Annotated in this window: 20 protein-coding genes; 3 read left to right on the forward strand and 17 right to left on the reverse strand. The window is 67.6% G+C overall.

The features are described from left to right. Positions 1-67: 67 nt before the first annotated feature. The 5 genes from BM085_RS21495 to BM085_RS43260 all read right to left on the reverse strand — a co-directional run bounded on the left by BM085_RS21495 (position 68) and on the right by BM085_RS43260 (position 1,897). Complete coding sequence (locus tag BM085_RS21495) at positions 68-484, reverse strand: type II toxin-antitoxin system VapC family toxin (RefSeq protein WP_093888746.1); 417 nt, start codon at positions 482-484, stop codon at positions 68-70. Beyond that, positions 481-687 (reverse strand): hypothetical protein, encoded by a 207-nt coding sequence (locus BM085_RS21500; RefSeq protein ID WP_143121008.1) that lies wholly within the window; start codon positions 685-687, stop codon positions 481-483. Before BM085_RS21500 ends, BM085_RS21495 begins: the two co-directional genes overlap by 4 nt. 249 nt (positions 688-936) lie before the next feature. Next, entirely contained in the window at positions 937-1,236 is a 300-nt protein-coding gene (locus BM085_RS21505; RefSeq protein ID WP_093888748.1) for a helix-turn-helix domain-containing protein, read from the reverse strand. Beyond that, entirely contained in the window at positions 1,233-1,589 is a 357-nt protein-coding gene (locus BM085_RS21510; protein WP_093888841.1) for a type II toxin-antitoxin system RelE/ParE family toxin, read from the reverse strand. The genes BM085_RS21505 and BM085_RS21510 overlap by 4 nt, the downstream gene beginning before the upstream one ends. 164 nt (positions 1,590-1,753) lie before the next feature. Beyond that, entirely contained in the window at positions 1,754-1,897 is a 144-nt protein-coding gene (locus BM085_RS43260) for a hypothetical protein (protein ID WP_177245200.1), read from the reverse strand. 283 nt (positions 1,898-2,180) lie between these two features. Between BM085_RS43260 and BM085_RS21515 the strand changes: the two genes are divergently transcribed. Continuing rightward, positions 2,181-3,116, forward strand: coding sequence for a hypothetical protein (locus BM085_RS21515; RefSeq protein WP_093888749.1), 936 nt, complete (start codon positions 2,181-2,183; stop codon positions 3,114-3,116). 73 nt (positions 3,117-3,189) lie between these two features. Continuing rightward, positions 3,190-3,660, forward strand: a complete 471-nt coding sequence (locus BM085_RS45300) for a hypothetical protein (RefSeq protein WP_218158792.1) — start codon at positions 3,190-3,192, stop codon at positions 3,658-3,660. A gap of 365 nt (positions 3,661-4,025) precedes the next feature. Here the strand turns inward: BM085_RS45300 and msrA are convergent, their stop codons facing one another. After that, the gene (msrA, locus tag BM085_RS21525; protein ID WP_093888750.1) at positions 4,026-4,688 is read right to left on the reverse strand and encodes a peptide-methionine (S)-S-oxide reductase MsrA; all 663 of its coding nucleotides are present in this window, start codon (positions 4,686-4,688) and stop codon (positions 4,026-4,028) included. Positions 4,689-4,822: 134 nt separating this feature from the next. Here msrA and rarD point away from each other — a divergent pair, with 134 nt between their 5' ends. Continuing rightward, positions 4,823-5,731: an EamA family transporter RarD gene (gene rarD / locus BM085_RS21530; RefSeq protein WP_093888751.1), complete on the forward strand. Its 909-nt coding sequence runs from the start codon at positions 4,823-4,825 to the stop codon at positions 5,729-5,731. Between the two features lie 107 nt (positions 5,732-5,838). Here rarD and BM085_RS21535 read toward each other — a convergent pair whose 3' ends face one another. From BM085_RS21535 to nuoE, 11 genes are all read right to left on the reverse strand, one after another. Further along, on the reverse strand, positions 5,839-6,834 hold the full coding sequence (locus BM085_RS21535; protein WP_093888752.1) for a polyprenyl synthetase family protein: 996 nt from the start codon (positions 6,832-6,834) through the stop codon (positions 5,839-5,841). A 14-nt stretch (positions 6,835-6,848) separates the two neighbouring features. Then, positions 6,849-8,399, reverse strand: coding sequence for an NADH-quinone oxidoreductase subunit NuoN (gene nuoN / locus BM085_RS21540; RefSeq protein ID WP_093888753.1), 1,551 nt, complete (start codon positions 8,397-8,399; stop codon positions 6,849-6,851). Then, positions 8,396-9,925 (reverse strand): NADH-quinone oxidoreductase subunit M, encoded by a 1,530-nt coding sequence (locus BM085_RS21545; protein ID WP_093888754.1) that lies wholly within the window; start codon positions 9,923-9,925, stop codon positions 8,396-8,398. Before BM085_RS21545 ends, nuoN begins: the two co-directional genes overlap by 4 nt. Further along, positions 9,925-11,787, reverse strand: coding sequence for an NADH-quinone oxidoreductase subunit L (gene nuoL, locus BM085_RS21550; RefSeq protein WP_245789524.1), 1,863 nt, complete (start codon positions 11,785-11,787; stop codon positions 9,925-9,927). The genes BM085_RS21545 and nuoL overlap by 1 nt, the downstream gene beginning before the upstream one ends. Positions 11,788-11,857: 70 nt before the next feature. Continuing rightward, positions 11,858-12,154: an NADH-quinone oxidoreductase subunit NuoK gene (gene nuoK / locus BM085_RS21555; protein ID WP_012887364.1), complete on the reverse strand. Its 297-nt coding sequence runs from the start codon at positions 12,152-12,154 to the stop codon at positions 11,858-11,860. Then, positions 12,151-12,963, reverse strand: coding sequence for an NADH-quinone oxidoreductase subunit J (locus BM085_RS21560; protein ID WP_093888756.1), 813 nt, complete (start codon positions 12,961-12,963; stop codon positions 12,151-12,153). Before BM085_RS21560 ends, nuoK begins: the two co-directional genes overlap by 4 nt. Next, entirely contained in the window at positions 12,956-13,471 is a 516-nt protein-coding gene (gene nuoI, locus BM085_RS21565; protein WP_031169693.1) for an NADH-quinone oxidoreductase subunit NuoI, read from the reverse strand. Before nuoI ends, BM085_RS21560 begins: the two co-directional genes overlap by 8 nt. Beyond that, positions 13,458-14,804 carry an NADH-quinone oxidoreductase subunit NuoH gene (nuoH, locus tag BM085_RS21570; protein WP_093888757.1) on the reverse strand — a complete coding sequence of 449 codons (1,347 nt, stop codon included), beginning with the start codon at positions 14,802-14,804 and terminating at the stop codon, positions 13,458-13,460. The genes nuoI and nuoH overlap by 14 nt, the downstream gene beginning before the upstream one ends. Further along, a complete protein-coding gene (locus BM085_RS21575) occupies positions 14,801-17,224 on the reverse strand; it encodes an NADH-quinone oxidoreductase subunit G (RefSeq protein ID WP_093888758.1) in 2,424 nt (807 codons plus the stop codon). Before BM085_RS21575 ends, nuoH begins: the two co-directional genes overlap by 4 nt. Positions 17,225-17,291: 67 nt before the next feature. Then, positions 17,292-18,578, reverse strand: a complete 1,287-nt coding sequence (gene nuoF / locus BM085_RS21580) for an NADH-quinone oxidoreductase subunit NuoF (protein ID WP_031169675.1) — start codon at positions 18,576-18,578, stop codon at positions 17,292-17,294. Next, positions 18,575-19,240 carry an NADH-quinone oxidoreductase subunit NuoE gene (gene nuoE / locus BM085_RS21585; RefSeq protein ID WP_093888759.1) on the reverse strand — a complete coding sequence of 222 codons (666 nt, stop codon included), beginning with the start codon at positions 19,238-19,240 and terminating at the stop codon, positions 18,575-18,577. The genes nuoF and nuoE overlap by 4 nt, the downstream gene beginning before the upstream one ends. Positions 19,241-19,303: the final 63 nt, after the last annotated feature.

The raw sequence follows: 19,303 nt of genomic DNA on the forward strand, positions 1-19,303 counted from the left end.
TGGTGCCGTCCATACTTGCAGTAACCACTACGTGTACATGACACGAGACGCGTCTTCGGTCTCGTGTTCAGAGCCGTTCGGGCAGGAGAGTGAACGCGTCCACATGCCGGGGGCGCACGACGGTGAAATGACGGCGATCGAGCGTGGCAACCTCGGTCAGGCCAAGCCGCTCAGCCACCGCGATCACGGAGGCGTCGACAACACCCAGCGGAAGGTCGGCGTATACCTCCACAAGCTCGCTCATCCGGTCAAGATCCTCGGCGGTGACGTCGGCCAGAACCAGCCCAGCACGAAAGGAGCTGAGAAACGCCGCCTCCGCCTTGCTCCCCTGCCGTCTCTCTATGAGCTGGCAGACTTCCGTAACGACCGTCGTGGGAACGAGAAGCGGACCGGGATGGCTCCGCAGAAGCCTGGCACAGGATTCGTGACACCGGTCCCGGATGTTGACCGCTGCAACCAAAGGCCCCGAATCGATGACGATCACAAAGAGTGATTGTCCTCCGAGCGCAAGATCTCTTCAGAGCGTTCCGCGAAATCCGGCTCGGCCTCAAGCATCCCGATGAACGGCAGGTCACGGACGACGGGCCGCTCGTCGAACTGGTCACGCACAAGACGAAGCAGAGGGGCCACCTTCTCCTCGGGCAGGCAGTCCACCAGGTGGTGCAGTTCCTCGCGCATCACGCTCATGCATCGAGTGTAACCAGGCGGTGCCCGACATACGTGGTCTCACCGCGACGCGGGCCGAACAGCAGAACGACCCGCATCCGAAGACCGGTACTCCTTGGAGAGCTACTCCTCGGTCGGGACCAGGCCCGTCTGGCAGGAGCTCCACTCGGATGGGTCACCTAGCTTGACGTTGGTGCCGCCAACGCTGCAGTAACCCGAGAGGTGTCGGCAGCACGACGATAGGTTTCCTGTCGGCGTTGGGGCCTCAGCTCAAGCAGCGGGAGCCCGTGGCGTCAGGCGGACCTCGACATCCGCGTCCAGGGCACGCGCCAGACGCTCCAGAACCGGCAACGTGGGAATGGTCCCGCCCGCCTCGAACCGCGCCACCGCCGACTGTGTCATGCCTGACGCACGAGCCAGGTCGTTCTGACTCCAGCCCCGCCCCTCACGCATCCCCCTGACCGTCTTACCCAGTTCATAGGCGAGACGTGTGGCCTCATAGGCCTCAGCCGCGCCCGGCTCGGCCATCCGACGATCTCTGAGCTCTCGCCAGCTCCCCTGCTCGCTCATGCTGTCTCTTCTTCCTCGTCGACGGTGTGCGCCAGTTCGACACAGCGACGCATGGCTCGCCGAGCCCGCTCAATCTCTCGTTCATCACGCATCCGCGTCTTGTGAAACACGGTCAAGAGCACGATCCGGCGATGAGGTGCGATCCAGTAGGTGATGCGCATGGCGAACTCGTCAAGATGAAACCGGAGCTCACGTAGCTTGCCGTCAAGCTGCTTCGTATAGGGCTCCCCTAGCAGAGGCCCTTCCGCCGCAAGCAGCTCAACATAGAAAGCCACCCTCGCGAACGATGCCACAGGTAGACCTTCAAGCCACTTCCGAACTTCCGGTTCCAGTTCTACGGTACCCCAGCTCATAGCGTTGATGCTATGGACCACACTCCCATCACACTCTGCTTTCAACCGAACACAGCCGCCTACCGAAGGAGCATCTTCGGTGAGGACGACGGCGGAACCGGACGATCAACGAATACGGCTCACGCCCACAAGATGGGCGAGAGCCGTTGAGTGGACCCCGGAAGCTACTCCTCGGTCGGGACCAGGCCCGTCTGGCAGGCGCCCCACTCGGACGGGTCACCCAGCTTGACGCTGGTGCCGCCGATGCCGCAGTAGCCTCCGGGGTTCTTGAAGAGGTACTTCTGGCGGTAGCACTCGTCTTCACGCAACAGCTCGCCCGCGCAGGCAAACGGGCTTCAGAAGCGGCACGCCGGCAACCGCTTCCGGCTGGCTGTTCGGGAAATCCCTGCTTTCCACCTTCCACGGAGTTAGGGTTTTTCCCGAACATCGAGGGACTGGAGAGCACCAATGGAGGCAAGGCCACAGCCTCAGAACGAGGGTGAAGTTTTGCGAGCCGGAATGGCTGTGCTAGGTGACCGGCTGCCGGCCGGCTGGGACGTCCAACCACTGAGCCGCAGACCACCCGATGCTCGCTTCGACGCTCTCTGGAAGGTGACAGCACCGGACGGAACCTCGGTCGTCCTGGTTGTGGAAGCCAAGCGCGTGGTGGAGAGACGTGACACCGCTACGCTGCTCCAGCAGTTGAATGCCGCGGCGGACGAGCATCCAGGCAGCCGTGGGGTTGTCGTGTCCCGATACCTGTCGCCGCCCGTGCGTAAGCGGCTCTCGGAGGCTGGCCTGTCCTACATAGACGCGACAGGGAACATCACCCTGAACGTCTCTCAGCCCGGTCTATACGTTGCAGATCGAGGGGCCGACCATGATCCGTGGCGCGGTCCTGGAAGACCGCGCGGAACGTTGAAGGGCGCTCCCGCGGCGAAGATCGTGCGTGCGCTGTTGGACCACGAAAAATCGTGGGCGATCCGTGAGCTGATCGACGTCGCTGACGTTTCTACTGGGTCGACCTACCGGGTGATCGAGTTTCTCGAGAGCGAGAACCTGGCAACACGGACCAGCTCGGGTGCAGTCGTAGTTCCCGACTGGGTCGCACTGCTGAGGCGTTGGAGCGAGGACTACGGGTTCGTACGAAGCAGTCGTGTCACACGGTGGATAGCACCGAGAGGCCTACCTGACCTCATGCGGCGGGCGGCTGATAACCCCACCCAGTACGCCATAACCGGGACCTTGGCCGCAGCCAGCTGGGCCCCCTATGCTCCAGCCCGCTCCGCCATGATCTACACGACGGACGCTGAGCACACCGCCCAACTCTGGGATCTTCGCCCTGCTGACGCCGGAGCGAATGTGATGTTGGCCGAGCCGGAAAGCGACATCGTCTTCACCCGCACCCTTACCGACGCTTCCGGTCTCACGATCGCAGCACCGCCCCAAGTCGCCGTCGATTTGATGACAGGCCCTGGACGCAGCCCCTCTGAAGCCGAAGAACTCATTGAATGGATGGCGCGACATGAATCCTCCTGGCGTAAGTAGTAGCGACATCCTCGTCCGATCTCGGTCCGCGCTTCTCGATGCATTGGCCGCGTTGGATGCCCATCGCGATGCTGTGATCGTGATCGGAGCACAGGCCGTCTACCTGCACACTGCAGGAAGTCCTGTCGCACTCGCCGAGACGACGAAGGACAGCGATCTCGCACTCGACCCGAGGGTCCTGGAGGACGATCCGCTTCTGGAGCAATCTATGGGCCGCGCGGGGTTCTACCGTGACCCCATTGGCGGACAACCCGGAGCGTGGCTGAACTCCGCAGGCATTCCCGTCGATCTGATGGTGCCCGAGGCTCTTGCGGGAGCAGGTACGAGGAACACGCGGGGAGCCCGCATCCCACCGCATGATCGCCGCGCCACCCGGCGCGCTCGAGGTCTCGAAGCCGCTGTCATCGACAACACGGTCATGGACGTGACCGCCCTTGACCCGGCCGATGCCCGCGTATATCGAGTCAGAGTCGCCGGGCCCGCAGCCTTGCTGGTGGCCAAGCTCCACAAGATCGCCGAACGGGTTTCGGCCCCCACCGGCTGAATGACAAGGACGCACACGACACGTACCGCATCCTTATCGACGCCGACACCGCTGAACTGGCCACCACGTTCAGGCTCCTAGCTCGTGACCCCATCAGCAGCGAGGTCACCGAGCAGGCGGTCGAACATCTGGCGACACTGTTCGCGGCAGGACCGGACGCGCTCGGCTCAACGATGGCCGGGCGCGCGGAAGAGGGAATCGGCGAGCCCGAGACGGTTGCTTTGGCAACGTCTCTGCTGGCTGCTGATCTCGTGCAGGCCTTGGTACGCACCTGAGCCCTTTGACAACTTCACAGAGGGCTCGACCTCAACTTCAAGGCCTGGCCCTCTGCGCTGACGAGGCCATATTCCACCTGGGGAACTGAGTTACTCACCTGCCGGCACGATGCCCACAGGGCAGGAGACGCCGGTGCCGCCGATCCCGCAGTAGCCGCCGGGGTTCTTGAAAAGGTATTGCTGGTGATAATCCTCGGCAAAGAAGTGGTCGCCGGCTGGGGCGATCTCGGTGGTGATCGTGCCGTAGCCGGACTCGGTGAGCACCTTCTGGTAGGCCTCACGCGAGGTCAGAGCGGACTTCTCCTGCTCGGGCGAGTGGAAGTGGACGACCGAGCGATACTGGGTGCCGACGTCGTTGCCCTGGCGCATGCCCTGGGTGGGGTCGTGGGCCTCCCAGAAGACGCGGAGCAGCTCCTCGTAGGACACCTTGGACGGGTCGAAGACCACGCGGACGACCTCGGTGTGGCCGGTCTGGCCGCTGCAGACCTCTTCGTAGGTCGGGTTCCGGGTGTGGCCGCCCGCGTAGCCGACCGAGGTCGACACCACGCCGGGGGTCTGCCAGAACTTGCGCTCGGCGCCCCAGAAACAGCCGAGGCCGAAGTCGGCGATCTCGCTCCCCTCCGGGTACGGCGGAGCCAGCGGGGCGTCGAGGACCGCGTGACGCGCGGGCACCGCCATGCGGGTGTCACGGCCCGGGAGCGCGTTCTCCGCGGACACCATGGAAGTCTTGTCCTTGCCGAACAGCCAGCCCATTGCGAACCTCCTCCTGACACTTTCTGACAGAGCCAACCATCCGGCGGGCCCCGGTGTTCCCGTTAGAGCGTCTTAACAGTAAGACAAGAATCACTAATTTGTATTAAATTTCGTAAGCAGTCAAAATAGGTGACATGCCTGAATCGCGCCGTGGAGTCCTGTACGGCATCGCCGCCTACACCATGTGGGGCCTGTTCCCGCTGTACTGGCCGCTGCTGAAGCCGGCCGGCGCCCTGGAGATCCTGGCCCACCGCATCGCCTGGTCCCTGGTCGCCGTCGTCGCCATCCTCGCGGTGCGACGCCACTGGTCCTGGTTCCGCGAGCTCATGCGCACCCCCAAGAAGGTCGGCCTCCTCGCCCTGGCCGCCGCGATCGTCACGGTCAACTGGGGTGTCTACATCTACGCCGTGAACACCGGGCATGTGGTGGAGAGCGCGCTCGGCTACTTCATCAACCCCCTGGTCAGCGTGCTCTTCGGCGTCTTCCTGCTCAAGGAGCGCCTGCGGCCGTGGCAGTGGGGCGCGGTCGGGCTGGGCACCCTGGCCGTCGTCGTCCTCACCCTCGACTACGGCCGGCTGCCGTGGATCGCCCTGGTGCTGGCCGTCAGTTTCGGCACCTACGGCCTGGTCAAGAAGATCGCGCAGGTGAGCGCCGCGGAGAGCCTGACCATCGAGACGCTGGTGCTGCTGCTGCCCGCGCTCGGCTACCTGGTCTACCTGCAGGGGCAGGGCGGCGCCACCTTCGGGAGCCTGGGCGCCGGGCACGCCCTCCTCCTGGCCGGAGGTGGCGTGATCACCGCCATTCCGCTGCTCTGCTTCACGTCCGCCGCGATCCGGATCCCGCTCACCACGGTCGGCCTGCTCCAGTACATCGCCCCGGTGCTGCAGTTCATCGTCGGGGTGTTCGTCGTCCACGAGGTCATGCCGCCCAGCCGCTGGGCCGGGTTCGCCATCGTCTGGCTGGCCCTGTCGGTCTTCACCTGGGACAGCCTCCGCGCCGTCCGTGAGACCCGCCGTACGGCGCTGGAGGCCGTGACCGTCTGAAACCGAAGACCGCGACCGGCTGAGAAGAGGCACCGCGACCATCGGCCATCCCGGGAGAGACGGGCCCAGGATGCCGGAGGAACAGCGCTGCTTCCTCCGGGAGGAGGTCAGCCGGAGCGCTCCACGACGTAGTCGCAGAGGGCCAGGTAGGCGGCGCGGGCGGGGATGTCGGGGAGACCCGAGAGGTCCTCACGGGCCCGGTCGACCCAGGCGGCCAGCTCGGCGCGGGCCCGCGCCATGGCCGGGTTCGCGCGCAGCAGGCGCAGGGTCTCGGCGACGTCGTCCTCGGCCACCGGACCGGCCAGCAGCTCGCGCAGGCGGGCGTCCTCGGGGGCGTCGGAGGACAGGACGTACAGCACCGGCAGGGTCCGGATGCCCTCACGCAGGTCGGTGCCCGGCGTCTTGCCGGACTCGACCGAGTCGGAGGCGACGTCGAGCAGGTCGTCGCCGAGCTGCCAGCCCACTCCGATGGCCTCGCACGCCCGGGTCAGCCGGTCGACGATCTCGGGCGAGGCGCCGCTCAGCAGGGCACCGAAGCGGCCCGAGGTGGCGATCAGGGAGCCGGTCTTGTCGGCCAGGACGTCGATGTAATGGGCCACCTGGTCCTCGCCGGGGCGGGGGCCGATGGTCTCGCGGATCTGGCCGCGGACCAGGCGGGAGAAGGTCTGGGCCTGGATCCGGATGACGTCGGCGCCGAGGTCGGCGAGGATCTCCGAAGCCTGGGCGAACAGGTAGTCACCGGTCAGGATGGCCACGGTGTTGTCCCAGCGGGCGTTGGCCGACGGGGAGCCCCTGCGCACCGGCGCCTCGTCCATGACGTCGTCGTGGTAGAGCGTGGCCAGGTGGGTCAGCTCGATGACCACGGCTCCGGGCACCACCTCCGGGGCCTCCGGCGAGCCGAACTGGGCGGCGAGCAGCACGAGCATCGCCCGGAACCGCTTGCCGCCCGCCTCGATGAGGTGCTTGGACGCCTCCGTGACGAAGGCGTCCTCGCTCTCCACCGAGCTCCGCAGCAGCTTCTCCACCTCTGCCAGCCCGCTAGCGAGGTCCTGCGCCAACCGCTCGTCGACGAACGGAAGATCAACAACTGGTGGCGCAGCCATGAAGCCTTACTCCTCTAACGAATGAACAGCGCGGACGCAGCCTGGTCCGCAAGGTCGAGCACCGGCTGCGGGAAAATCCCCAGCACTACGGTAGCCGCTGCCGCCAGAGCGACCACAGCCGAGGTGCCCAAGGTAGGCGTGGCGATGGTCGGGCCGTCGGCCGCCGGCTCGCTGAAGAACATCAGCACGATCACGCGGACGTAGAAGAACGCGGCGATCGCCGAACTCACCACACCCACGATGACCAACGGCAGCGCGCCGCCGGAGACCGCCGCCGCGAACACGGCGTACTTGCCGAAGAAGCCGCTCGTCAGCGGGATGCCCGCGAAGGCCAGCAGGAAGAAGGCGAAGATGGCCGCCAGCACCGGGGACCGCTTGCCGAGGCCGGCCCACCGGGACAGGTGCCCGGCCTCGCCGCCCGCGTCACGGACCATGGTGACCACCGCGAAGGCGCCGACCGTGGTGAAGCCGTACGCGGCCAGGTAGAACAGGATGGCCGACAGGGCCTGCGTGTTCTGCGCGAAGGTGCCGATCGCGACCACGCCGGTGAGCAGGAAGCCCCCGTGCGCGACCGAGGAGTAGGCCAGCATGCGCTTGATGTCGGTCTGGGTGATGGCCAGGACCGCACCGACGATCATGGTCAGGATCGCGACGCCCCACATGACCGGCTGCCAGTTCCACTCCAGGCCGCCCAGGGCGACCCAGAAGACCCGGAGCAGGGCGCCGAAGGCCGCCACCAGCACGGTGGAGGCCATCAGGGCGGTGATGGCGGTGGGCGCGCCCTGGTAGACGTCGGGCTTCCACGCCTGGAACGGCGCCGCACCGATCTTGAACAGCAGGCCGACGCCGAGCATCGCGGTGCCGATGTACAGCAGCGTGTCCTGGCCGGTTACCGTGCTGAGCGAGTCGGCGATGGCCTTCAGCTCGATCGAGCCGGCGTAGCCGTACACCAGGGCCATGCCGTACAGGAAGAAGGCCGAGGAGAACGCGCCGAGCAGGAAATACTTGACCGAGGCCTCCTGCGAGAGCAGGCGGCGACGGCGGGCCAGGCCACACAGCAGATACAGCGGCAGGGACATGACCTCAAGGGCCACGAACATGACCAGCAGGTCGTTGGAGGCGGGGAAGAGCAGCATGCCGCCGACCGCGAAGAGCGCCAGCGGGTAGACCTCGGTCTGGGCGAACCCGCTGCGGACCGCCTCCTCCTCGTCGGTGCTTCCCGGTACGGCCGACGCCTGCGCGACGAACTGCTCGTCGTCGTTGATCAGCAGCACGCTGATGAAGGCCAGCACGAGGATGATGCCCCAGATGAACAGGGAGGGGCCGTCCACCGCGACCGCGCCCATGGCGGCGGCCTTGTCCGGCAGGCCGTTCAGGGCCGTCAGGATGGTCGTGATGAACGCGCCGACCAGCGCCAGCAGCGTGAGCGGCACGTGGATCGACTTGCGCAGGTATCGGGGCGCGAACGCCTCGACCAGCACGCCGATGACCGCCGCGCCGAACACGATCAGCATCGGGGAGAGCAGCGCGTATTCGATCGTCGGAGCTTGGATGGTGCCGTTCACTGCCCGGCCCCCTTCTTGTCAGCGACGGCTGGGGTGAACTGGTCCACATGGACGTTGGACAGCGTCTGGTCCACCGCGGGGTTGATCACGTCGAGCACCGGCTTGGGGAAGAAACCGAGAGCGATGATCACCGCGATCAGCGGGGCCACCACCCATCTCTCCCGGATGTTCAGGTCGGTGAAGCCCTTGACCGACTCGGCCGTGGGACCGGTCATCGTGCGCTGGTACATCCACAGGATGTAGACAGCCGCCAGGATCACACCGCTCGTGGCGATGATCGCCGGGACGGCGTAGCGCTCGTAGGTGCCCATCAGGACCATGAACTCGCTGACGAACGAGGACAGGCCCGGCAGGGAGAGGCCCGACAGGCCGGCGATCAGGAAGGTGCCGGCGAGCAGCGGGGCGACCTTCTGCACGCCTCCGTAGTCGGCGATCTGACTGGAACCCCGGCGGTAGATCAGGAATCCGGCGATCAGGAACAGCGCGCCGGTCGAGAAGCCGTGGTTGACCATGTAGAGGGTGGCGCCCGCGCCTCCGTGGGCGGTCATCGCGAAGACGCCCAGCGCGATGAAGCCGAAGTGCGAGATCGAGGTGTAGGCGATCAGGCGCTTGATGTCGGTCTGGCCGATCGCCACGATCGCGCCGTAGACGATGCCCACGACCGACAGCACGATCACCAGCGGCGTGAAGAACTTCGCCGCGTCCGGGAACAGCTCCAGGCAGAAGCGGAGCATGCCGTAGGTGCCGACCTTGTCCAGCACGCCGACCAGCAGCACGGCGGCGCCGGCCGGGGCCTGGGCGGCCGCGTCGGGCAGCCAGGTGTGGAACGGCCACAGCGGCGCCTTGACCGCGAAGGCGATGAAGAAGCCGAGGAACAGCCACTTCTGCGTGTTGGGGTCCTGGATGACCCCGACCAGCTCGGGGAACATGAACGTGCCCTTGTCGGCGATCACGTAGAGCGCGATCACCGCGACCAGCATGAGCAGCCCGCCGAACAGGGAGTAGAGCAGGAACTTCACGGCCGCGTAGGACCGCTGGGCGCCGCCGTACGACCCGATCATGAAGTACATCGGGATCAGCATGGCTTCGAAGAAGACGTAGAAGAGGAAGACGTCGGTCGCCGCGAAGACGCCGATCATCATCGCTTCCAGCACCAGCAGCAGCGCGAAGTAGGTCTTCACCGACCGCTTGGGCGGGGCCGCGGCCCCGGTGCCGTCGGCGTCGTGCCAGGAGGCCAGGATCACGATCGGCACGAGCACCGCCGACAGCGCGATCAGCACCAGGGCGATGCCGTCCACGCCGACGCCGTAGTGCACGCCGAAGCGGGGAATCCAGTCGTAGACCTCGGCGAACTGGAACCGCGTCGCCGAGGACGGGTTGAACTGGGCCGCCATGACACCGGTCAGCGCCAGCACGACCAGCGAGACCGCGAGGGCCAGTTGCTTGGCGAGCTTGTCGCTCTTGGTGAGGGAGACCCCGACCGCGCCCAGCACGGGCACGGCCATCAGGATCGAGAGCCAGGGCATCACATGTTCCCTACGTAGAGCAGCGCGCCAACGACCACGGCGGCACCGAAGAGAATGGACAACGCGTAGGACCGCACGTAGCCGGTCTGGACGCGACGCAGCCGCCCGGAGGTCCCGCCGATCGTCGCGGCCAGCCCGTTGACCAGGCCGTCGATGCCGCGGTTGTCGACGAAGACCGCGATCCGGGCCAGCCACTGGCCGGGGCGCATGAACAGCGTCTCGTTCAGGGCGTCGCCGTACAGGTCACGACGGGCGAACGTGGTGAGGAAGGAGCCGCGCGGGGCGACCTGGGGCACCTCGGCCGCGCCGTAGCGGAACCACGCGAACGCGGCGCCGACGGCGACCAGCGCGAGCGTGGCCAGACCGGCGGTGCTGACGAAGTGGAACGCGGGGAGCTCCTCGGGGGCGCCGACGGCCGGGGCGAGGAACTTCATGAACCTGTTGTCCAGGATCAGGAAGGCACCGAGGAAGATCGAGCCGATGGACAGGATGACCAGCGGCACGGTCATGACCGAGGGCGACTCGTGCGGGTGGGCGTCGTCGGCCCAGCGCTTCTTGCCGAAGAAGGTCATGAAGATCATCCGAGACATGTAGAAGCCGGTGATGCCGGCGCCCACGACCGCGAGCCAGCCCAGGATCTGGTTGTGCTCCATGGCCGTCTCGATGATGCCGTCCTTGGTGAAGTAACCGGACAGCAGCGGGAAGCCGATGATCGCCAGGTAGCCGATGATGAAGGTGACCGCGGTGACCTTCATCACCGAGAACAGCCCGCCGTAGCGGCGCATGTCGACCTCGTCGTTCATGGCGTGCATGACCGAGCCGGCGCCGAGGAACATGTTGGCCTTGAAGAAGCCGTGCGTGATCAGGTGCGCGATGGCGAAGGCGTAGCCCACCGGACCGAGGCCCGCGCCGAGCATCATGTAGCCGATCTGCGACATCGTCGAGCCGGCCAGGCCCTTCTTGATGTCGTCCTTGGCGCAACCGATGATCGCACCGGCGAGCAGCGTGGCCACGCCCACGATCGTCACGACGAGCTGCGCGGTCGGGGCGGCCTCGAAGAACGCGCCGGACCGGACGACCAGGTAGACACCGGCGGTGACCATGGTCGCGGCGTGGATGAGGGCCGAGACCGGGGTCGGGCCCTCCATCGCGTCCAGCAGCCACGACTGCAGCGGGAGCTGGGCCGACTTGCCGCAGGCGCCGAGGAGCAGCAGCAGGCCGATCGCGGTGATCGTGCCCTGCGAGGCGGCGCCGGAGCCGATCGCCCCGCTGACGGTGGCGCCGGAGAGGTCACCGAAGGCGACCGAGCCGAACGTGGTCCAGACCGTGAAGATCGCGATCAGCAGGCCGAAGTCGCCGACGCGGTTGACGATGAAGGCCTTCTTGGCGGCGGCCGCCGCGGTGGGCTTGAACTGCCAGAACCCGATCAGCAGGTAGGACGCGAGACCCACGCCCTCCCAGCCGACGAACAGGGCGACGTAGTTGTCGGCCAGCACCAGCAGGAGCATCGCCGCGACGAACAGGTTCAGGTAGGCGAAGAACCGGCGCCGGTCGGGGTCGTGCGACATGTAGCCGATCGAGTAGATGTGGATCAGCGAGCCCACACCGGTGATCAGCAGGGCGAAGCTGATCGACAACGGGTCGATCAGCAGCCCCATGTCGGCGACGCCGGGGATGAACTGGTACAGCTCGATACCCCGGCGGCGCTCCGACTCGGGCAGGCCGAGTATCTCGACGAAGGAGACGACGGCCACCACGAAGGCGGCCAGCGACATGGCGACACCGAGGAGGTGGCCCCAGCGGTCGGTACGGCGTCCGCCGAGCAGCAGGATCGCGGCCCCGAGCAGCGGCAGCGCGATCATCAGCCAGGAGACCCCGATCACTCCACCGGAGTGCTGGACGATCTCAACAGGAGATTGCACCGGCCACCTCTTAGTACTTCAGCAGGTTGGCGTCGTCCACCGACGCGGACCTGCGGGTTCGGAAGATCATCACGATGATGGCAAGGCCGATCACGACCTCGGCCGCGGCCACCACCATCACGAAGAACGCGATGAGCTGGCCGTCCAGGTTGCCGTGCTGCCTGGCGAAGGTGACGAACGCGAGGTTGCAGGCGTTGAGCATGAGCTCCACGCACATGAACACCACGATCGCGTTGCGTCGCACCAGCACGCCGGCGCCACCGATCGCGAACAGCAGCGCGGAGAGCACCAGGTAGTGAGTGGTCACTTGGCGTCCTCCTGATGAGCCGCTTCTGTCGCGGCGACGTCTTCCTCGGCGGCGACGTCCTTGTCGATGACCTGCTTGACGAGCGCGGCCTTCGCCGGGTCGGTCGGCTTGACGCCGTCCTCCTGGTCGTGCCGGGCGAGCACCCGGTTGATCGACTTGGACGAGACCGAGCCGTCGGGCAGCAGCGCCGGCATGTCGATGGCGTTGTGCAGCGCGTAGGTGCCCGGTCCGGGCAGCGGCGACGGCTGCGGGCCGGTGAACCGGGCGCGGGCCAGGTCGCGCTGGGTCGCCTTGGGGCGGACCCGCTCGCGGTGGGCCAGGACCATCGCGCCGAGCGCGGCGGTGATCAGCAGCGCCGAGGTGATCTCGAAGGCGAAGACGTGCCTGGTGAAGATGAGCTGGGCCAGGGCCGGAACGTTGCCGCCCGCCTCCTGTACGGCGCCGCCGACGCCCTTCGCCGGGGCGAAGACCATGTTGCCGGCTCCCAGGGCGAGCAGGGCGGCGAAGCCCAGGCCCGCGATGGTCGCCCAGAAGCGCTGCCCCTTGATCGTCTCGACCAGCGAGTCGGCGGAGTCCACGCCGACGAGCATCAGCACGAACAGGAAGAGCATCATGACCGCGCCGGTGTAGACGATGATCTGCACCGCGGCGAGGAAGGGGGCGTCCTGGACGGCGTAGAGCACCGCCAGGGACAGCATGACGACGCCCAGCATGAGGGCCGAGTAGACGGCCTTGCGACTGAAGACGAGTCCGAGTGCGGCGGAGACCGAGACGACGGCCAGCACCCAGAACGTGATGGTCTCACCCATTGTTACGTCCCAGCCGGTAGTAGTCCTCTTCCGTCTCACCCAGACGCATGGGGTGAGGGGGGAGCTCCATGCCGGGGCCGAGCGGCGCGAGGAGCATCTCCTTGGTGTAGATGAGGCTCTCGCGGCTGGAGTCGGCGAGCTCGTACTCGTTGGTCATGGTCAGCGCGCGGGTGGGGCAGGCCTCGATGCACAGGCCGCACAGGATGCACCGCAGATAGTTGATCTGGTAGGTGCGCCCGTAGCGCTCGCCCGGCGAGAACCGCTCCTCGTCGGTGTTGTCCCCACCCTCGACGAAGATCGCGTCGGCCGGACAGGCCCAGGCGCAGAGCTCACAGCCGACGCACTTCTCCAGACCGTCGGGCCAGCGGTTGAGCTGGTGCCGGCCGTGGAAGCGCGGAGCAGTGGGCTTCTTCTCCTCGGGGTAGTTGACCGTCTCGACCTTCTTGAACATGGTGTGGAAGGTCACGCCGAACCCCTTGACGGGATTCAGCCAATCAGTTAGTCCCACTGGGAACCTCCTTGCGCTCTACCCCGTGGTAGTGCGGCAGGTCGAGCGGCGGCACAGGGAAACCACCCGCGGCCGGTTCGGCGTCGAGCTGCTCGAACTCGGCCTGGACCTGGGCGGCCTTTTCCTCCTTGCGCTTCTGCAGCACGCTGTCGAAGCGCCACCAGATGGCGATGCAGCCGATGAGCACGATCGCGGCCAGGATCAGCACCAGCGACTTGTCGACGCTCTCCATCTGCATGGCCCGGACGGTGGCGACCAGGAGGATCCAGCCGAGGTTGATCGGGATGAGGATCTTCCAGCCGAGGGCCATGAGCTGGTCGTAGCGGACTCGCGGCAGCGAGGCGCGGCACCAGATGAAGAAGGAGAAGACCAGCACCATCTTGAGGAAGAACCACAGCAGCGGCCACCAGCCGGCGTTCGCGCCGTCCCACGTGGAGATCGGGAACGGGGCCCGCCAGCCGCCCATGAACAGGGTGATCGACACGGCCGACACCACGAAGACGTTGACGTACTCGGCGAGCATGATGACCGCGAACTTCAGCGAGTTGGAGTACTCGGTCTGGAAGCCGCCGACCAGCTCGCCCTCGCCCTCGGGCAGGTCGAAGGGGACCCGGTTGGTCTCGCCCAGCATCGTGACGATGTAGATCAGGAAGGACGGGATCAGCAGGATCATGTACCACGAGGGCATCGGGATGTTGAGGCCGCCGAGCGGGAGCGTGCCGCCGGACGCCTGCGCGTTGACGATCTCCGAGGTGGACAGCGTCCCCGCGAACAGGAAGACGCCCACGAACGACAGACCCATCGCGATCTCGTAGGAGACCACCTGCGCGCTGGCCCGCAGGCCGCCCAGGATCGTGTACGGCGAGCGCGATCCCCAACCGGCGAGCACGATGCCGTACACGCCGATCGAGGCCATCGCCAGCACCAGCAGCACCGCGACCGGCAGGTCGGTGAGCTGCAGCGGCGTCGTGACGCCGAACATCGAGACCATGGGCCCCATGGGGATGACCGAGAAGGCCAGGAAGGCGGGAACCGCGAGGACGACCGGGGCGATGAAGTAGATCACCTTGTCCACGGTCCGCGGCATCAGGTCTTCCTTGAGACCCATCTTCAGTCCGTCGGCCACCGACTGCAGCAGGCCGAACTTCCCGGCCCGGTTGGGGCCGTACCGGTTCTGCATGCGGGAGATCAGCTTGCGCTCGAACCACACGCCGAAGAGCACGCCCAGCATCAGGACGATGAAGATGACGGCGGCCTTGATGATGCTGATCCAGAGCGGATCCTTGCCGAAGTCGGCAAGGGTCGGATCGGCCGCTACGAGAAGAGTCCTCATGAGGCACTCCCGATCTTGACGATGTCACCGGCCGTGGCACACAGGTCACGGGTCACCGAGCGGCCGGCGGAGTTCGACGGCAGCCACACCACCCGGTCGGGCAGGTCGGCGATCCGCACCGGCAGGCTCAGCGAGCCCTGCTCGGTGGTGACGATGATCTTGTCGCCGTCGGCGACGCCTGACTCGGCCGCGGTGGCCGCCGACACCAGCGCCTCACCCGTCCGGGCGGTCCCCGCCAGGTACGGCTCGCCGTCCTGCAGGCGGCCGTCGTCGAGCAGCAGGTGCCAGGTGGCCAGGAACGCCTCGCCGGCCTTCGGGGCGGCGGCCGTCCGGGCGCTCACGGCCGGGGCGGCGGCCCGGGAGCCGCGCCACGCGCCGATCGAGCCGAGCTCGCGGCGGGCGGCGGCGGGGTCCGGGAGGCCGAGGTGCACATCCATGTGGTCGGCGATCGCGGCGATGGTCCGCAGGTCGCTCATGATCCCGGGGACCGGGAGCGCCTCCTCGAACGTCCGGCCGCGGCCCTCCCAGTTGACAAACGTGCCGGACTTCTCGCTCACCGTGGCGACCGGCAGCACCACGTCGGCGCGGTCGGTGACCGCGCTGGCGCGCTGCTCCAGGCTCACGATGAACGGGGTGTTCTCCAGGGCCGCGAGGGCGGCCTCGGGGTCGGCCAGGTCGTTGGGGTCGACCCCGGCGACGACGAGGGCGTCGAGCTCCCCGTTCAGCGCCGCCGCCAGGATGGCGGAGGTGTCGCGGCCCGGGGCGTCGGGGAGCGAGGCGACGTTCCACACCCTGGCCACTTCGGCGCGGGCGGCGGCGTCGTCGGCCGGGCGGCCGATCGGCAGCAGGTTCGGCAGCGCGCCGGCCTCGATCGCACCGCGCTCACCGGCGCGGCGCGGGACCCAGCCCAGGCGGGCGCCGCTGGAGTCGGCCAGCCGTACCAGCGCGGACAGCGCGCCCGGCGCGGTGGCGAGCCGCTCACCGGCGAGGATGATCACGCCCGGCTGCTTGACGGCCTCGGCGATCGGCGAGACGCCGGAGATCAGGTCCTCGACGGCCGCGGCCTCGGCGCCGGGCAGCGTGCGCACCAGCGTGCCGCCCATCTTGGCCAGGCCCTCGCCGGCGAACGGAGCGATCGAGAAGACCTTCACGCCCTTCTTCCGCCACGCCTTGCGCAGGCGGAGGAAGACGATCGGCGACTCGTCCTCGGGCTCGAAGCCCACCAGGAGCACGGCCGGGGCCTTCTCCAAGTCGCGGTAGCGGATCTCGATGCCCTTGCCCGCGACGGCGTGCGCGAGGAACTGCGCCTCCTCCGCGGAGTGGGGCCGGGACCGGAAGTCGACGTCGTTGGTGCCGAGCGCGATCCGGGCGAACTTGGCGTAGCCGTAGGCCTCCTCGACGGTGACGCGGCCACCGACGAGCACGCCGGCGCTGCCGCGGGCCGCGGCCAGTCCCCGGGCCGCGGCGGCGAGCGCCTCGGGCCAGGAGGCCGGCACCAGGCGGCCCTCCTCGTCACGGACGAGGGGGGTCTTCAGCCGGTCGGGCTGAGTGGCGTAGGTGAAGGCCCAGCGGCCCTTGTCGCAGTTCCACTCCTCGTTGACCTCCGGGTCGTCCCCGGCCAGCCGGCGGGTGACCTTGCCCCGGCGGTGGTCGGTGCGCAGCGAGCAGCCGCTGGCGCAGTGCTCGCACGCGCTGGGCGTGGAGACCAGGTCGAACGGGCGGGCCTGGAACCGGTAGGCGGCGCCGGTCAGCGCGCCCACGGGGCAGATCTGGACGGTGTTGCCCGAGAAGTAGGACTCGAACGGCTCGCCGTTGGCGGCGCCGACCTGCTCCTTGGCCCCGCGCTCGAAGAAGTCGATGAGCGGGTCACCGGCGATCTCATCGGAGAAGCGGATGCAGCGGGCGCACTGGACGCAGCGCTCGCGGTCGAGCAGCACCTCGGTGGAGAGCGCCACCGGCTTGTCGAAGGTGCGCTTCTTCTCCTGGAAACGGCTCTCGCCCTGGCCGTTGGACATGGCCTGGTTCTGCAGCGGGCACTCGCCGCCCTTGTCGCAGACCGGGCAGTCCAGCGGGTGGTTCAGGAGCAGCAGCTCCATGACACCGCGCTGGGCCTTCTCCGCGACCGGGGAGGTGAGCTGGGTCTGGATGACCATGCCCGGGGCGACCTCGATGGCGCAGGACGGCTGCGGCTTCGGGAAGCCCCGGCCGTTGCCCGCGTCCGGGATGTCCACCAGGCACTGGCGGCAGTTGGCCGCCGGCTCCAGGAGCGGGTGGTCGCAGAACCGGGGAATCTGGATGCCGAGCAGCTCGGCCGCCCGGATGATCATCGTTCCCTTGGGGACGCTCACCTGGAAACCGTCGATCGTGACGGTCACCAGGTCTACCGGCGCCTGGGCCGGGGTCGTCGCTTCGACGGTCATGGCGCCTCCTCCGTCGGCCCCATGACCGAAACGGTGCTGTGCTTGCTGGTTGCCGCGCTCCGCTCGCTCACCTGGTCCCCCACACCGTGGACGGAGCGTGATCGAACGGGCAGCCGCCGATCTCGAAGTGCTTGAGGTACTCGTCGCGGAAGTACTTCACCGACGAGTGGATGGGACTGGTGGCACCGTCGCCCAGGGCGCAGAAGGAGCGGCCCAGGATGTTGTCGGCGATGTCGGTGATCGTGGTCAGGTCCTCTTCGGTGCCCTGCCCCTTCTCCAGCCGCTTGAGCACCTGCTTGAGCCAGTAGGTGCCCTCCCGGCAGGGAGTGCACTTGCCGCAGGACTCGTGCGCGTAGAACTCGGTCCACCGCAGCACGGCGCGGACCACGCAGGTGGTCTCGTCGAAGATCTGCAGGGCCCGGGTGCCGAGCATGGAGCCCTTGGCCCCGACCGACTCGAAGTCGAGCGGGACGTCCAGGTGCTCGTCGGTGAAGATCGGGGTGCTCGATCCGCCGGGGGTCCAGAACTTGATCTGGTGCCCTTCGCGGATGCCGCCCGCCATGTCGAGCAGTTCGCGCAGCGTGATGCCGAGCGGGGCCTCGTACTGGCCGGGACGGGTGACGTGGCCGCTCAGCGAGAAGATGCCGAAGCCCTTGGACTTCTCGGTGCCCATCCCCGCGAACCATTCGGCTCCGTTGGAGATGATCGAGGGAACACTGGCCACCGACTCCACGTTGTTCACGACAGTCGGCGAGGCGTAGAGGCCCGCCACGGCGGGGAAGGGGGGCTTGAGCCGAGGTTGGCCGCGATAGCCCTCCAGCGAGTCGAGCAGAGCCGTCTCCTCGCCGCAGATGTAGGCGCCCGCTCCGCTGTGGACCACGAGCTCCAGGTCGAAGCCGGAGCCGAAGAGGTCCTTGCCGAGCAGACCCTTGTCGTAGGCCTCGGCCACGGCCGCCTGCAGGCGGCGGATGACGTGCAGGACCTCGCCGCGCACGTAGATGAAGGCGTGGTTGGCGCGGATCGCGTAGGACGTGATGATGATGCCCTCGACCAGCGAGTGCGGGTTGGCCATCATCAGCGGGATGTCCTTGCAGGTGCCCGGCTCGGACTCGTCGGCGTTGACCACCAGGTAGTGCGGCTTGCCGTCGCCCTGCGGGATGAAGCCCCACTTCATGCCGGTGGGGAAGCCCGCGCCGCCGCGGCCGCGGAGGCCGGAGTCCTTGACGGCCTGGATGACGGCGTCGGGGTCCATGCCCAGCGCCTTCCTGGCCGCCGAGTAGTCGCCGTAGCCCTCCAGGGTGAAGGAGTTGGGCTGGTCCCAGTTCGCGGTGAGGACCGGGGTGAGAGTCGTCATGGTGCCTCTGGGGCCTTCCATCCGTTGGCCTTGGCGATCTTGAGGCCCTCCAGTGAGGGACCGCTCGCCGAGGGACCGTCAGCGGCCAGGCCGTCGGGCAGGCCGGACAGCACCCGCGAGGCCTCCTTGAAGGTGCAGAGCTTCTTGGGGCCACGGGTCGGCGAGATCTCCTTGCCGTCCCTCAGGTCGTCGACGAGCTGCTTGGCCGATGCGGGGGTCTGGTTGTCGAAGAACTCCCAGTTGACCATCATCACCGGGGCGAAGTCGCAGGCGGCGTTGCACTCCAGCCGCTCCAGCGAGATCTTCCCGTCCGGGGTCGTCTCGTCGTGGCCGACGCCGGCGTGCTCGGAGAGCTCGTCCCAGATCTGGTCGCCGCCCATGACCGCGCACAGCGTGTTGATGCACACGCCGACGTGGTAGTCGCCCATCGGCTTGCGCTTGTACATCGTGTAGAAGGTGGACACGCCCACGACCTCGGCCTTGCTCAGGCCGAGCATCTCGGCGCAGAACTCCTGACCGTCGTCGGAGACGTAGCCGTCCTCCGACTGCACCAGGTGCAGCAGGGGCAGCAGGGCCGACCTGGGCTTGGGATAGCGGCCGATGATCTCCTTGGCGTCCCGCTCCAGACGCTCGCGGACTTCCGGTGTATACCCAGTGCTCACGATCGCGCTCCCCTCCTCATTCGCTACGCGGACGGCCTCGTCCCTCGGCCGGCCACTGCGCTC

The sequence above is a fragment of the Streptosporangium canum genome, assembly GCF_900113865.1.
GTDB lineage: Bacteria > Actinomycetota > Actinomycetes > Streptosporangiales > Streptosporangiaceae > Streptosporangium > Streptosporangium canum.

Coding starts and splice junctions, on each gene's coding strand:
- BM085_RS21500 (WP_143121008.1), bottom strand. CDS start 687: ATGAGCGTGATGCGCGAGGAACTGCACCACCTGGTGGACTGCCTGCCC.
- BM085_RS21505 (WP_093888748.1), bottom strand. CDS start 1,236: ATGAGCGAGCAGGGGAGCTGGCGAGAGCTCAGAGATCGTCGGATGGCC.
- BM085_RS21510 (WP_093888841.1), bottom strand. CDS start 1,589: ATGAGCTGGGGTACCGTAGAACTGGAACCGGAAGTTCGGAAGTGGCTT.
- msrA (WP_093888750.1), bottom strand. CDS start 4,688: ATGGGCTGGCTGTTCGGCAAGGACAAGACTTCCATGGTGTCCGCGGAG.
- rarD (WP_093888751.1), top strand. CDS start 4,823: ATGCCTGAATCGCGCCGTGGAGTCCTGTACGGCATCGCCGCCTACACC.
- BM085_RS21535 (WP_093888752.1), bottom strand. CDS start 6,834: ATGGCTGCGCCACCAGTTGTTGATCTTCCGTTCGTCGACGAGCGGTTG.
- BM085_RS21545 (WP_093888754.1), bottom strand. CDS start 9,925: ATGCCCTGGCTCTCGATCCTGATGGCCGTGCCCGTGCTGGGCGCGGTC.
- nuoL (WP_245789524.1), bottom strand. CDS start 11,787: ATGATCGCGCTGCCGCTGCTCGGGGCCGCGATCCTGCTGCTCGGCGGA.
- BM085_RS21560 (WP_093888756.1), bottom strand. CDS start 12,963: ATGGGTGAGACCATCACGTTCTGGGTGCTGGCCGTCGTCTCGGTCTCC.
- nuoH (WP_093888757.1), bottom strand. CDS start 14,804: ATGAGGACTCTTCTCGTAGCGGCCGATCCGACCCTTGCCGACTTCGGC.
- BM085_RS21575 (WP_093888758.1), bottom strand. CDS start 17,224: ATGACCGTCGAAGCGACGACCCCGGCCCAGGCGCCGGTAGACCTGGTG.
- nuoF (WP_031169675.1), bottom strand. CDS start 18,578: ATGACGACTCTCACCCCGGTCCTCACCGCGAACTGGGACCAGCCCAAC.